At 53.5% G+C, this 12,963-nt stretch carries 12 protein-coding genes; 1 reads left to right on the plus strand and 11 read right to left on the minus strand.

Going from position 1 to position 12,963, the window contains the following annotated elements:
* Window positions 1-203: 203 nt before the first annotated feature.
* From CRO08_RS12410 to CRO08_RS12425, 4 genes are all read right to left on the minus strand, one after another.
* A complete protein-coding gene (locus CRO08_RS12410; protein ID WP_097036453.1) occupies window positions 204-1,172 on the minus strand; it encodes a fibrobacter succinogenes major paralogous domain-containing protein in 969 nt (322 codons plus the stop codon).
* 463 nt (window positions 1,173-1,635) lie between these two features.
* The gene (locus tag CRO08_RS12415; protein ID WP_176495151.1) at window positions 1,636-3,405 is read right to left on the minus strand and encodes a PA14 domain-containing protein; all 1,770 of its coding nucleotides are present in this window, start codon (window positions 3,403-3,405) and stop codon (window positions 1,636-1,638) included.
* A 424-nt stretch (window positions 3,406-3,829) separates the two neighbouring features.
* Window positions 3,830-4,291, minus strand: a complete 462-nt coding sequence (locus tag CRO08_RS12420) for a 23S rRNA (pseudouridine(1915)-N(3))-methyltransferase RlmH (RefSeq protein WP_072811314.1) — start codon at window positions 4,289-4,291, stop codon at window positions 3,830-3,832.
* Window positions 4,292-4,444: 153 nt separating this feature from the next.
* Window positions 4,445-5,173: a metallophosphoesterase gene (locus CRO08_RS12425; protein ID WP_097036455.1), complete on the minus strand. Its 729-nt coding sequence runs from the start codon at window positions 5,171-5,173 to the stop codon at window positions 4,445-4,447.
* A 28-nt stretch (window positions 5,174-5,201) separates the two neighbouring features.
* Here CRO08_RS12425 and CRO08_RS12430 point away from each other — a divergent pair, with 28 nt between their 5' ends.
* On the plus strand, window positions 5,202-5,798 hold the full coding sequence (locus CRO08_RS12430; protein ID WP_097036456.1) for a peptidylprolyl isomerase: 597 nt from the start codon (window positions 5,202-5,204) through the stop codon (window positions 5,796-5,798).
* An 85-nt stretch (window positions 5,799-5,883) separates the two neighbouring features.
* Here the strand turns inward: CRO08_RS12430 and CRO08_RS12435 are convergent, their stop codons facing one another.
* The 7 genes from CRO08_RS12435 to CRO08_RS12465 all read right to left on the minus strand — a co-directional run bounded on the left by CRO08_RS12435 (window position 5,884) and on the right by CRO08_RS12465 (window position 12,963).
* Window positions 5,884-6,513, minus strand: a complete 630-nt coding sequence (locus tag CRO08_RS12435; RefSeq protein WP_097036457.1) for a hypothetical protein — start codon at window positions 6,511-6,513, stop codon at window positions 5,884-5,886.
* Between the two features lie 252 nt (window positions 6,514-6,765).
* On the minus strand, window positions 6,766-7,869 hold the full coding sequence (locus tag CRO08_RS12440) for a glycosyltransferase family 4 protein (RefSeq protein WP_097036458.1): 1,104 nt from the start codon (window positions 7,867-7,869) through the stop codon (window positions 6,766-6,768).
* Between the two features lie 47 nt (window positions 7,870-7,916).
* Window positions 7,917-9,209: a pyridoxal phosphate-dependent aminotransferase gene (locus CRO08_RS12445; RefSeq protein ID WP_097036459.1), complete on the minus strand. Its 1,293-nt coding sequence runs from the start codon at window positions 9,207-9,209 to the stop codon at window positions 7,917-7,919.
* Window positions 9,209-10,174, minus strand: a complete 966-nt coding sequence (locus CRO08_RS12450) for a fibrobacter succinogenes major paralogous domain-containing protein (protein WP_176495152.1) — start codon at window positions 10,172-10,174, stop codon at window positions 9,209-9,211. Before CRO08_RS12450 ends, CRO08_RS12445 begins: the two co-directional genes overlap by 1 nt.
* Window positions 10,175-10,221: 47 nt before the next feature.
* Window positions 10,222-10,560: a hypothetical protein gene (locus tag CRO08_RS12455; RefSeq protein WP_097036461.1), complete on the minus strand. Its 339-nt coding sequence runs from the start codon at window positions 10,558-10,560 to the stop codon at window positions 10,222-10,224.
* A 12-nt stretch (window positions 10,561-10,572) separates the two neighbouring features.
* On the minus strand, window positions 10,573-12,144 hold the full coding sequence (gene leuA2 / locus CRO08_RS12460) for a 2-isopropylmalate synthase LeuA2 (protein WP_255252364.1): 1,572 nt from the start codon (window positions 12,142-12,144) through the stop codon (window positions 10,573-10,575).
* Window positions 12,145-12,756: 612 nt separating this feature from the next.
* Entirely contained in the window at window positions 12,757-12,963 is a 207-nt protein-coding gene (locus tag CRO08_RS12465; protein ID WP_255252365.1) for a type II toxin-antitoxin system Phd/YefM family antitoxin, read from the minus strand.

Genomic DNA, 12,963 nt, shown 5'->3' on the forward strand with positions numbered 1-12,963 from the left:
TGGGAGCATACCTCCTCCCCTACCGCACCTACCCCAGGCGACGCTTTGTGGGAAACTTCAGGCGGGCCATTATGCAACCGGACAAAGACAAACAAAAGCAGGATAACAGGATTACAAGCTACAAAGGGCTGTTTTCCCATTTTGACTGTTACAAAATGGAAAAGAAGTGGATTCGTTAAAAAAATTTTCGGCCCGGCTCCGCCCTAGTCCTTGAGACAACGAACAGAACGCCCGTAGTACTTATAGCTGCCGTACAGGCCCGCGATGTCGTAGTCGTAGTTCAAGTACATGCTGTACGCGCTGCTGCTATTGCCCTCCGTAGAACTCCAGAAGTCCGCGTAGTGGCCCTCGCCGTAGTAATTCCCATCGTAGTCCCTGTAGCCGGCAGGCAACGCCGAGAACCCGAAAGCATCCGTGCCGTTGCGGTCATTATACCAGCCACCGGTGGATTTAAGGGCCGTACCAGCTCCATGCCACTTATAAGCGTAATCTTCATCCTGCACTCCGCCCACCGACGTGATCAGCGTGTTCCATTCCGTGGTGTCCGGTAGGTGCCAGCCCTCGGGGCAAATGCCGCGTATAGTACCGGTTGGTGAGCATTCCGAACCATAGCCGCAACCCTTGCCATTTGTGGTCCATGTGCCGACGCTGTCCATGGCTGCCGCCCAGGTGTACAGGCGACCGTACTTGGCACAGTTGGAGGGATCGTCATCATAACAGTAGCTGTTCTCCGTCTCGTAATTCAGGTTCTCCGCCATCCACACTTGGTCGCCGATGGTCACCGTCTTGTAGGTCTGGCCGTCGCGGGTATCGGTCAGGGTACCGTAATTGCAATCACCCCCTGGCAATTCGCTACAGGGAGACGCCTCGCCTGTAGCACCGCTCGACTTCGGCGTGACGCTGGAGGAAGACTTCGCTGAACTGCTCGACTTCGGCTGGTCGTAGGACCGGAACCACTCATCTCCGTCACATTCATAGTTCTCCCCGAGGTCGACCACATAGACCTTCTCGCCGATGACGTCCATGCTGCACTCGTAGGTTTCCAGCTCTGCCTTGTCGGCCACCTCGGCAGGCAAGCCACCGGACGGGCGCTGGATAAAAGAGTCGTCGTCGCTGCAGGCCACGAGCAGGGCCCCGGAAAAAAGGAACGCCAAGGACAATCTGTTTCGCATACGGGTTTCCTCCTGTTTTTTTTACAAAATAGCAATTAAGTTGACATTTCTCGGCACGGGACGCACTAGTTTATCCCGCATCGTCATGCCAATGGACACACTTGCCACTACGTGGCGGCGGTGTGACGAGGGTTCCCGACTGCGGGTGCGGCGCCATGCGGGTGCATTGCCATGGACCCTATCGCCTTCGGCTCCAGGGTGACAGCGGGTGTGTGACGGTCGGCAACGCCGAGAACAAGGTCTCGAATTCAGTTTTGCTGGGCAGGTGCCAACCCTCGGGACAAATGCCACGAACGGGATAAGTCGGCGAGCAAATCTTATTGTACAAATAGGCAAAAAATACGTTTCCGCTACGAACTCGCTGCGGCGGTCAGATTGCCATTTTCGGGGAAATGGCGTAGAGCGGGCAAATCTGAACTGGAGGATTCCATAGCAAGATCAACCGATTCGAAACAAGTGTTGATTACTTGATGTTGGAATAGCCTTTGGTTCTTCCCAAAAGGTCGTAAAGCTTGCCATTTTTTTGTGGTATCTGTCGTGCTTTGACTTTATGGATGCGAGTCGTTGTTTGTTGTGGCACTGCCAGTTTTTGCATCGGGTCTCCGATAATCGATTCTCCATAGAACCAATCGTAAAGGTCTTCCTTGTGACTGTACTGGTTCCTTTTCACCCTTTCGTTTACCCATTCCCGGAACGATTCGCCAATGAATTTGTGTTCAAAGGCGTAGTACATGAAACCATCCATTTGGTCGCTTCCGCTGGTTTTGGATGAACCGATACTTACAAAACCGCCGTTAATCGTGTTAAAGATATGCTCGCTTCCAACAGAGGCGCTATTGGCGTTGCCGTAGAAATCATAGCAGGTAAGTGGACCACAGCAAGCAAAGTGGAAAAATCTCGGTGACACGCACATGTTTCTTTCCACTTGTGTTATATCCAGCCCGTTTCCAAGGCCAGTCTGGCCTCCGTGCCCACCGTAAAGGGCCCAATCATACTTATCTGATTTTATGTTGTCTAGATATTCCTGCCCGTCAGCGATAGACTTATCAAGGGAGTCTGGGGAATAAAGAAGACTCAAACCATCAACGAATTTCTGGTCTAGAGGATTGTTTAAGCCTCCTTCCTCAGTTAGGAACATGGCACTACGCGTACGTTTCTTGAACAAACCGAGATAGTAGCTGTGGATTTTCTTGAAATATCTCAATAAAAGTGTTTTTGGGTTACCGTAGAAACCAGCCGTGTTGGGGTCAATTCGAGAAACCCATATTTCAAAGGAATCAGAAACCGCGCCACTTTTGGAATAGTGCCCGTCAAAAACTCCATTGGATTTTCCAGAAATCCAAAGGTGCTTTATGTCTTCTTCGGGGAGCGAATCTTTCATGAAAATATTTCCGTAATAGGTTTGGTTGAGACCGCGTGTGCTCTTGTCATTTTGACGCCAAACGGAATCAGGGATTGGTTCATAGGAGGCATTATTCCCGCATTTCCATTTTAGTGTAAGATAAGCGGCGCCATATTCCTCTGCATAGTTTAGTTTGAATTTGTAGAGACTGTCTTTCTTGAATTGAAAAGCGCTGTAATATGGAATGTCCCAGTTGTTGAACCATGCGTCAACGAGCAGGGAATCGTTTATCCAAAGGCGTCTGTCGTTGTCCGTGGTAAGTTGCAGGGAACAAAGTGCGCTGACTGGAGATTTGATGTATCCGGAATACGCAATTGAAAAACTATCCACCGGTACTTTCCCTGGTATCGGAGAACCGTCGAATGCATTGAAGTTTAATGTTGTCGTGGTGGTATCGAACAACTTCCCGCCATGGGCTTCGGGGCCTCCGGCAGCAGTGTCTTTCCAAATACCGTCAAGATCCATGAAGTAAAAGTCCGTTACCCAACGTTGGTATCGGAATCCGTATTCTGTTTTCTGGTAGAATTCAAATTGAGCCCGCGGAATGTCTCCAACAAAAACGGCTCCCATGATGGAATCCTTCTTGCTTACGAGTATTTCTTTTAGGTCGGTGGCCTTCCCGCCGTTCTTCTGGGATTTGAAAGATACAATAGAGGCGTTTACTTGATAAGTATTCCAAATGTCATCTGTATAGGTGTTTAAGGCATTCCTGATTTCGTTGTCTTTTATCATTTCGTCGTCAACGACGATGAGGATGTCAGATGCTCTACTCCATGCGCAAACAGAAAATAGGAGAAGCACCCCCAACAAATATTTAAGTGTATTTTTCATGAAATCCTCCCTAGACCTCATTATGGACAAAGTCCTTTTTTTGGGAAAAATATAATTTTATTCTGCTCGAAAGGGCTACGATAATCTTCATTGTGCATGTATATGAATGGGTTCTGCCAAAATTCCGTCAAAAGACTCCCTGAAACAACCTGCAGACGCTTCATGACAAGGACGATTTCGAGACAAGCCTGTTCGTGGAGCTATATGCAGGTGCCTTTATCGGAAATTTCTACCCAAGCTACAGCATAGGCAACTACTCTCCCGGTCTGGATGCCGAAGACACAAGCGTCCATATGCCTTCAATCACCTCGAACTACTTTACGCTAGGATACCATATAAACAAGAATTTCGCGATATCTCTAGGGGCCGTCGGCTCCGATATCGATTCCCACTGGCATTGGGCTGGGTCGGGCGGACTGCATTACTACCTATGATGGTACGGGTGGTTCTGCATCACCATCTGCACGCGGTATAGTTGCTCCGCCATAATCACGCGGGCATGGTCGTGCGTGAACGTGAGAGGCGAAAGCGACAAGAGCAAGTCCGCGGTCTTTTTCAGGTTCTCGTCGATACCGTAGGCAGAGCCAATAAGGAACACAATATTCCCCGGGAAACGGTCGCGCAACGTATCGGAGAGCTTTACCGTATCCATGAGTTTGCCCTCTTCAGACAAAATAACGCGACGGTATTCCGACTTGGGGAACTTCTTCTCGAAGAGGGCCGCTTCCTGGGCAAGCGACTGTACGCGGTCATCGAGTTTGGATTCCTTGAGTTCCACGACCTCGAGCGGGAACATGCCACCACGCAGGCGCTTCACATACTTTTCCACCTCGTCCGCAATAAACGGCGAGCCGGCCTTACCAAAAACTGCGAGAACCCATTTCATACTAGACGAAAGACGAAAGACGATAGACGATAGGAAAACTTGTTAGACGAAAGACGAAAGAGAAACACCTCTATAACATCATATATTTTTTTATATGGAGTACTCATACCTAAAATCTTTCGTCTATCGTCTACCAGCGCAGCGGTCTTTCGTCTATCTCCCTACGCTCAGGCGTTCGATGAGGAACTCGGGCATGCCCGCCTTGCGCATGCGTTCCTGCGTCTGGAACACGTCGTATTCCACGCGTATAATGCGCACACACTTCGTGTCGGTATCGAGCAGGCACCAGCTGGCACGGCAATCGCGGTCACGCGGCTGGCCCACGCTGCCCACGTTCACCAGCAGGCGTTCGGTATTCGCGATGGTGTACTCGTACTCGTCCAGAATCTTGGGGATAGCCATCGGGCGGCTCGCCACAATCACCGGGCTGTGCGTATGCCCGATAAAGCAGTACGTTCCGTGAAAATGGTCAAAGGCGTCGAGAGCCTCTTCGAGGTCGGTCACATACACCCAGTCCGCAGGGGAAAGCGGGGATGCATGCACGAAGGTAATATCGTTTTCTTCCTTGATGTAAGGGAGCGCCTTAAGGTACTCGATTGATTCCTTGCACATGTGCGACTGCGTCCATTCGATGGCCTGCTTCGCATACGGGTTGAACCCTACGCTCGACTCGTACTTGATGGCCACGCTGTCGTGGTTACCGATGAGGCAAAGGTCCATATTGTCGCGGGCAAGTTTCACGCACTCGTCGGGGTCTGCGCCGTAGCCCACAAGGTCGCCCAGGCAGACTCGCCTTTCAACGCCGTTGTCATTCATGGACTGGAGCACGGCCTCGAACGCCGTCGCATTGGAATGAATATCAGAACAAATACCGTAAAGCATGCGGAAAATTTAATATATTTGCGCGCGTATGGAAGTAATCGAAGACAAGACCAAGGTAAGCATCGCCTACGTGCTGCTCGAAAAGGGCGGACGCATACTGGAAGAAATTCCCGCGACACACCCGTTTGTCTATATCCACGGCTACAACAACATAATCCCGGGGCTCGAGACGGCACTCGCGGGGCGCAAGCTCGGCGAGAGATTCAGCGTCGACATCCCGGCGAACCTCGGTTACGGCCCGTACCGCAAGGACCTTATCCTTAAAGTCCCCAAGGCAGAACTGCAGGACGTGGGCGAACTCTGGCTCGGGATGGAACTCGAGATGTTCATGGACAACGACATCCGCGAATTCCAGTTGCCCGAAACGGCGGACGAGTTCGTCGAAGACCTGAACCTCGACAGCGACGAGAGCGACGGCATATACACGGTCAAGGAAATCTACCGCGACTCCGTGCTCGTTGACGGGAACCACCCCTTCGCGGGCAAGGACCTCACATTCGAAGTCGAAGTCGTCGATATCGAGGCGCCTAGTTTTTCGGAACTGGAATCCGGGTTCCCCGACCAGGACGAATACGACGACGGGTACGAAGACGGCTACGACGACCAGTACGGAGAGAAATTCTAACCCGCAGCGAGATGCGCGAGTACACATAAACTAAAAATCCCCCGGCAAAGCCGAGGGATTTTTAAGTTCGCAATTTTCCGCGAGACTAGGCTTCGTCAGCGAGTTCGGGAGCCTTCTTGATCACGTTGCGGCGGCCATAGCGGACCTTGCTCGGGTCGAAAGTCGTTTCGACCGGGGCAACTTCAGCAGCGGCGGGAGCGGCAACCGGAGCGGCTTCGACTGCGGGGGCAGCCGGAGTTTCAACCGGGATACGCGGAGCGAGCGGGCGGCGGGCTTCGGCAGCTGCAGGGGCAGCGGCTTCGACTGCGGGGGCCTGTTCGGCGGCGGCAGGAGCAGTAGCTTCGGCAGCCGGCTTATTGAATTCGCGGCGCGGACGGTCGGGACGGCCTTCACGGCGGTCACGGCGCGGGCCACGGTCGGGGCGCTGTTCGTTGCGGTCACGGTTCTGGGCAGGCTGGGCCTGCTTGTCACCACGAGCGTCCTTGTTATTCTGACGATCCTTGCCATGATCCTTATTGTTGTTACGGTCACCGCGCTGAGCCATTTCCTGGGCACCGACGGGGCGGCGGGAATTCGGCTTCAAGTTCATGTCCGGGGTGAGCTTTTTAACAATCGGAGTATGGAGATTGTCGAGAATCTTGTTAACCTTAGACAGGATAACGATGCTCAAAATCACTGCGACGAGCGACAGAGCAATTGCGATGTAGTTTTCCATCTGGGCACCTCATAAGTAAGGGTTAAGCCACAACGGAAGGCTGGAAAAGACCCGCCGTAGGGGTGATTGCGAGTGTGTGTTGTTTAGGGCCATCTTAATAGCGCTTCTATGGAAGCTTGACGGCCAGGAAGGCTCCTATCCAGCGGATCTAGTCCGGCTCAGGAATCTGGAGCAGGGCGGTTTTCGCCGCAGCGATAAACCGCAGGGGGCAATCACGGGCGGAAATTTAAAAAAAATTTGTGTCAAAAAACGCTAATTCAGCGCTTTTTCGATAACTTTTTCCATTTTTTCGGCCATGGCATCCCAACTCATAGTCAGGGCGCGCTCGCGGGCGTTCCGTTCGAGCTCGGAGAGGCGGTCCTTGTCGTGCAAAACGGCCGCAGCCTTCTCGCAGAACCCCTCGGGATCGTCGTTCTCGTACAGGAGGCCGGTCACGCCATCCACCACGGAATCCTTGAGGCCAGCAACGTTGTTGCTCATCGAAATCGTGCCGCAGAGGTTCGCCTCAATGTTGTTGATGCCCCAGCCTTCCTTGAAGGAGGGGTTGATGAACAAGGAGGAGCGGCTCAGGAGGTCGCGCTTTTCGTCTTCGGAAACGCGCCCGAGGAACTTCACGGAATCGCGCACGCCGAGTTTATCGACCAGTTTTTCGAGTTCGGCGCGATAGTCCCCACCACCGGCGACTTCGAGCACGATACCCGGCACCAGTTCGCGGAGGCGCGGCATGGCATTGATGACAAACTGCGCGTTCTTGTACTTCATGAGGCGACCCACGTAAGAAATCACCGGAGGGTCGGCCTTCTTCTCGGTCGGGTGGAAGTACTCCGTATCGATGCCCGGCTCCACCACCTCGATCCACTTGGCCTTGATGCCCATGTCGGCAATCTCGTCGGCGGTGCTCTGCGAAATCGCAAGGAAGTTCTCGCCCTTGTAGAAGAGCGCCACCGCACGTTCCATCAGGTACACGTAAAGCGCCATCGGGAAGAACGCCTCGCGGAAAATCGACTTGCGGAAAAAGTGCATCACCATGTGGAGGCGCTTTACCTTCGTGTTGCAAGGCGTGAAGAACGGAATCTTGTTCAGGTCTTCCACGATGAGGTCGTATTCGTGCTGGTGCTTGCGGGCATAGCGGTGCGCCGTGTAGTTGAACAGGAACTTGTTGCCCGTACGGATGGTGCGCATGCCGTCGACAACTTCTTCGTCGGGCAGGCCCTTCACGCTATGCGAAAGAACCGTCACCTCGTAGTTGCGGGCGTTGATGCGCTTGAAAATCTCGTGAAAGTACAGTTCGGCGCCGCCCGCTTCCGGGTTCTTGATATCGCGCCAGTTGATAAGCAAAATCTTTTTCTTTTCCACGTTAGAACCTAATTTTTATCCGCGTGTAATATACAAATTTTCAGGTGCTAGGAATCCGCAAGCGAGCGCATCCTCGCAACAGCGTCCTTAAACAGCGCCGGTTCCTGCAGGAGCGAGACCACCACCCAGCCGTCCTCGTCGAAATCGAAGAAGAACCCGGGCTGCACCAACACGTGCTTTTCGCGGAGTAAACGGAGCGTGAGTTCCTCGTCGTCTTCGCCCAGGCGCACTACCGCGTACCAGCCGCCGAGAACCTCGGGGCAGTACTTGGAGGGGAAAGCTTCGCGGAGGGTCTGCCAGTTCTGCAAAAGGCGTTCCTTGACGCGCGATTCGTAGGCGGCGGCCGCGGGCAATAGCGCGGTGCCGAGAGCCTGTGCGGGTGCGGACACGCTCAGGTAGGCGTCTTCCACGAATTCGAGAGCGGCTCGGATAGGTTCGAACTGCTCGCGCGGGGCATAGAAAGCCATCCAGCCTAATTTGAGCTGCGGGGAACCCACGGCCTTGCTTAAGCCATTCAGCCAGAAAATCGGGCACTTCGGACCATCTTCGGGCAAATAGGCCAGGTCGTTTCCGCCCGCATCGAAGAAGTTCGCAGGCTCAGGCTTGCCGCCCATCAGGTATTCCCAACTGCGGCGGACCTCCAGCGAAAAACCGTAATCGCCGAAGACTTCGTCCACCACGAGAATCATGTCGTTCTCTTCGCAAAAACGAACCGCCGCATTCCATTCTTCGCGGGAAACGCAGTGCCCCGTCGGGTTGTGCGGCGAAACGAGCAGCAGGATTTTCGCTTTCTCAGGAGCTGCCAGCAGGCTGTCAGAATCCAAAACAAAGCGGAATGAGTTCACTTCGGCTGGCGCAGAGCGCCGCTCAGTGACCTTCTTAAGGTCGGTGAGCTTGTCGAACCGCTCCCGTTGCAATTTTAAAAAGTACGGCGCACATTCCAGGTGTTCCAACTGCGCAAGCGTATCGAGCAGCGGGTAGCCGGGCATAGGCGTGAGGATTACGTCGCCCGGGTCGCAGAATGTCTTGAACAGTACGGAGTAAGCTTCGCTGGTGCTCGCGGTCAAAAGGATTTGCCCCGCCGTAAAGTTACCGCCACGTTCGCGGTAATATTCTACCACCGCCTCGTGCGCAGACTTCCACCCCGCTGCATCGGGATTCCAGCAACCGAAATCCTTGCGCGTCTCCTCCACCGCTGCATCCAAGTCAATCGGCAATCCCGCCCTTACGGGGCTGCTTACCGTCATATCGATAAACGGTTTCGCGGAGGCCTTCGCACGTTCCAGTTTGGCAAAGAACGGCGACGGAGAAAGGTCTTTAGGGAGTCGGGATGAGAGCATCAATCCTCATCCTTTATGCAACGAACGGAGTACGCGCGATTAGCGCCATCATCGTCGTAGTAATTAAATCCCGCGTAGAAATTAAGGTACAAATAAAAGGCAGTAGAGGTTGAATTTCCATTTTGTACCGGAGTAGAACTCCAAAACAGCGCATTATCGCCCAAGTATATGTAGTATGTGAGGCTGTCATTAAAGAGACCTGCAGGTCGAACAGAGAATCCGTAAGCATCAGTACACCCAGTACCGCAACTGCTCCATTCATCGACAGTCATCAATTTTCGCTTAGCATCCTTACCGCCTACGGATTCATAAAGAACATTAAATTCCGTCCGTGTAGGCACATGCCAACCCTGAGGGCAAACACCCTGCACCCTCTCAGCGGGATTGCAACCGTGAATATACCCGCATCCTATGCCGTCATCGCTATAAACAGCAGCACTGTCCATCGCGGCACTCCACATATACAAGCGACCATATTCCTCACAATTCGAAAAATCATTTTCATAACAGAAACTGGAGGAATCCAAATTAGCGGTCGGCCACAAATAGGCAAAATTCAGATTCTCGGCCATCCACCACACATCACCAATTTTCACGGTCTTGTAGGATTGTCCATCACGGTCATCAATCAAAGTTCCATATTCGCAATCGTCAAAGCCCTCGCCTCTACAAGGTTCCACATAAGCCACGCTTATACTACTGCTATACGAACTAGAAGAAATTTCGGAACTGCTACTAGACACCCTTGTCTCGCTTGAGCTCGACTGCGGTGTGACCGACGAAGAAGACCTCACACTCGAAGAATACCTGTCCGAAGACGAGGATGATTGGGCGGAAGATGACGAAACATCCGAAGACTCCGTGTCAGAGCGCGTCAGGAAGACATCGCTTCCATCGTCTCCGCAAGAGACAAGCATTGTGCAGGCAAAAGCACCGACCAAGGCCAGCAACTTCCACGGAGACAACCTTAAAATTGATTTCACCATTTTTCCTCCTCTTTACAACAAAAAAACTACTTCTTGCGTTTCAGCATGCTTGCGAGCGCCACCGCGATGAGAATACCCGCAGGGAGCACGACCGCGATGGTCAACAGGATGAGCTTCTGGAAGTCGGAGAGGCCCTTGATGGATTTCTTAAAATCCTTGAGTTTGGCTAACAGGCCGGGCTTGCCGCCCGAGGTGGAGCCGTCGGATTCCTGGCCCAATTCCTCGGAACCCGCAAAGGCTTCCATCTTCGGGAGCATCGCGAACAACTTAGACGCCGATTCCTTGACCGGTCCGACAAAGCCATCCAGCTTACCGCGGTACTTTTCGTAGTGTCTCTTGAAAGGGCGCTTGAGTTGTTCGAGCATGGGGCCTCCGAATTACTTCTTATACAGGAGGTTCACGCCGCCGAAGAGGGCGCGCATGTTGGCCTTGAGCGTATCGCTACTGACGCCGCGGCCTTCGACCTCGACATCGCCCGCCTTCAGGAGCATGCGGCTAAGCCCGCGGCCAGCCCACAATTTGTCCTTCTCGGGAACGACGAGCTGGCGGTATTTGACGAGTTCCACCGGCATGCCGATTTCACGCATGAGCATGAGGGCGGCCTCAATTGGGCCTTCTGCAGTAATGGACCTCACCAGCGGTTCGCCATCCTTCTTGAAGTGGAAAATGAAGCGGTTCTCATCGGGGATAACCTCGATGTTGTTGAACACCAGGCGGCCGTTCACGTTCACGCGCTGCTCGCGGAACACGTCGAGCACGCGCTCGGCGCTGAGTTCGCCTTCCTTTTCGCTGTAGGCCTTCAGGATCGGCTGCAGTTCGGCAGCTTCGGCCAGCGAGAGCTTGTAGCCGAACTTCGTGATAATCTCGTACACGGCGGTACGGCCGCTCTGGCTCGTGAAGCTCAGGGCGTCGTTCTGGTGGCGGCCGATGATGGAGTAGTCGATCGGGCGGTAGGCGCCCTTCTTCATGTCCTTCGTCTTGGAGGCGCCATCCTGGTGGATGCCGCTACGGTGCACAATTGCCTCGGCGCCGATCAGCGGGGCGCGGCTGTAGATGTTGATGCCGGACCACTGCGAGATGAGAATTGCCGTCTCGTAGATGCGTTCCATGTGCAGGCCGGTCTCGACGCCGGAGTTGTGCAGCGCGACCGCAACCTCGTAGAAATTCGTGTTGCCGCAGCGTTCGCCCAGGCCGTTCAGAGCGACTTCCAGCTGGGTCGCACCCACGAAGAAGCTTTCGACCGTCGCGGCCGTCGCCATGCCCAGGTCGTTGTGGCAATGCACCGAAATCGTGATGTCCTTCGGGAGCGCCTCGTACACCTGCTTGATCTGGTTCACGTACAGCAGCGGGCGGTAGCGTTCCACGGTGTTCGGCAGGTTGATGGTCGTCGCACCCGCTTCGACCACAGCCTTCAGCACGTCAATCACAAAATCCATGTTCTCGAGGCAGTCGCCGAAGTGCTCGGCGCTGAACTCCACGTCGCCCTTGTCACCCACGAGCGACTTCGCAAACTTCACGCAATGAACCGCCTTCTCCTTGACCTGTTCGGGGGTCAGGTGCAGCACGTGCTCCATCGAGAGCGGGCTTGTCGCAAGGAAGGTATGGATGCGCGGGTGCGGCGCAAACTGAACAGCCTCCCAGCAGCGCTGAATATCACTTTCCACGCAACGGGCCAGGCCCGAGACAACCACGCGCTTTGCCACCTCGTCGCCTTCCTCGGCCATCTTCGCGGTGAGCTGCGCCAGTTCCTTGCACGATTCAAAATCCATCTCGCTCGAAGCCGGGAAGCCGACTTCGGCACCCTGCACGCCGAGCTTCAAGAGCTGCAGGTATACGTCCTTTTTCTGGGCATTGTTCCAGGGCTTCGGGAGCGCCTGGTTGCCGTCCCGCAGGGTGACATCGTAAAAGAAAGGTTGTCTGTTCGCCATATCGGCACTTACATTGCTCATTTTTCATCTCCTTGCCGGCTTCCATGCGCCGCAAAGTTCTTTTTCGTGTTCAAAAATAGCATTTTGCCATAAAAAAGAACCCGCTTCGTCACGGAAGCGGGCCCTTTAAGTTAATTCCTATTCAAAACGAAATAGCCTAAAACCTCGCTCCGTGCGCGATGCTAAGTAGAAGTCGAAGGTTAAGGATCTTTCTCATGCTATAGAATATACAAAGTTTCAGGTAGATTGGCAAGGGCCCGTTTCAAGACGCCCGCAACAGTTGAACTGGGGCAAATGACGAAAAATAGGGGCGGAAAGGGCGCAAATCGGGGGTCAAAAAGGGAAAAAACGCAAAATTGGGGATTAAACAGCCTGATTTTCGCCCGTTCAATCCCCAAAATTTTAATTTATCTGTAATAAAAACGGCAATATTTATGTTCATTGGGGATGAAACCGCCATAAAATCTCATTTTAATCCCCATAAAAAGAGATTTCACCCACCCTGACGGGTCCGCGGCGCTCAAAATCCATTACTTTGTATACAAAAATGGGGATTAAAACGCCGAAAATTAACGTTTTAATCCCCAATTTCGGGCAATTTCGCTTTTTTCGTTCCCCCCATTTCTGGACGGCCTAGCGTTCCTCCCAGATGCTGTTCGGGAGCTTGCCGATATCACGAAAGTCCAGTTCACCGCCGGAGCGCGCAGAAGAAACGTTCACGAGACGCGCGAGCGGCTTGCCCGCACGTTCAATCACGATTTCTTCTTGCGAGAGCGAGACCTGGTTCAGCAGGTTGCCGAAGTTCTGCCTCGCCTCCATGGCGGTCACTGTCTTTGCCAT

It is taken from the genome of Fibrobacter sp. UWT3, assembly GCF_900230125.1.
GTDB lineage: Bacteria > Fibrobacterota > Fibrobacteria > Fibrobacterales > Fibrobacteraceae > Fibrobacter.

Excerpts from the sequence above, each read along its gene's own strand:
- CRO08_RS12430 (WP_097036456.1), top strand. The coding sequence starts at position 5,202 with ATGGAAGTAATCGAAGACAAGACCAAGGTAAGCATCGCCTACGTGCTG.
- CRO08_RS12455 (WP_097036461.1), bottom strand. The coding sequence starts at position 10,560 with ATGCTCGAACAACTCAAGCGCCCTTTCAAGAGACACTACGAAAAGTAC.
- CRO08_RS12445 (WP_097036459.1), bottom strand. The coding sequence starts at position 9,209 with ATGCTCTCATCCCGACTCCCTAAAGACCTTTCTCCGTCGCCGTTCTTT.
- leuA2 (WP_255252364.1), bottom strand. The coding sequence starts at position 12,144 with ATGAGCAATGTAAGTGCCGATATGGCGAACAGACAACCTTTCTTTTAC.
- CRO08_RS12435 (WP_097036457.1), bottom strand. The coding sequence starts at position 6,513 with ATGGAAAACTACATCGCAATTGCTCTGTCGCTCGTCGCAGTGATTTTG.
- CRO08_RS12410 (WP_097036453.1), bottom strand. The coding sequence starts at position 1,172 with ATGCGAAACAGATTGTCCTTGGCGTTCCTTTTTTCCGGGGCCCTGCTC.
- CRO08_RS12425 (WP_097036455.1), bottom strand. The coding sequence starts at position 5,173 with ATGCTTTACGGTATTTGTTCTGATATTCATTCCAATGCGACGGCGTTC.
- CRO08_RS12415 (WP_176495151.1), bottom strand. The coding sequence starts at position 3,405 with ATGAAAAATACACTTAAATATTTGTTGGGGGTGCTTCTCCTATTTTCT.
- CRO08_RS12420 (WP_072811314.1), bottom strand. The coding sequence starts at position 4,291 with ATGAAATGGGTTCTCGCAGTTTTTGGTAAGGCCGGCTCGCCGTTTATT.
- CRO08_RS12465 (WP_255252365.1), bottom strand. The coding sequence starts at position 12,963 with ATGGCAAAGACAGTGACCGCCATGGAGGCGAGGCAGAACTTCGGCAAC.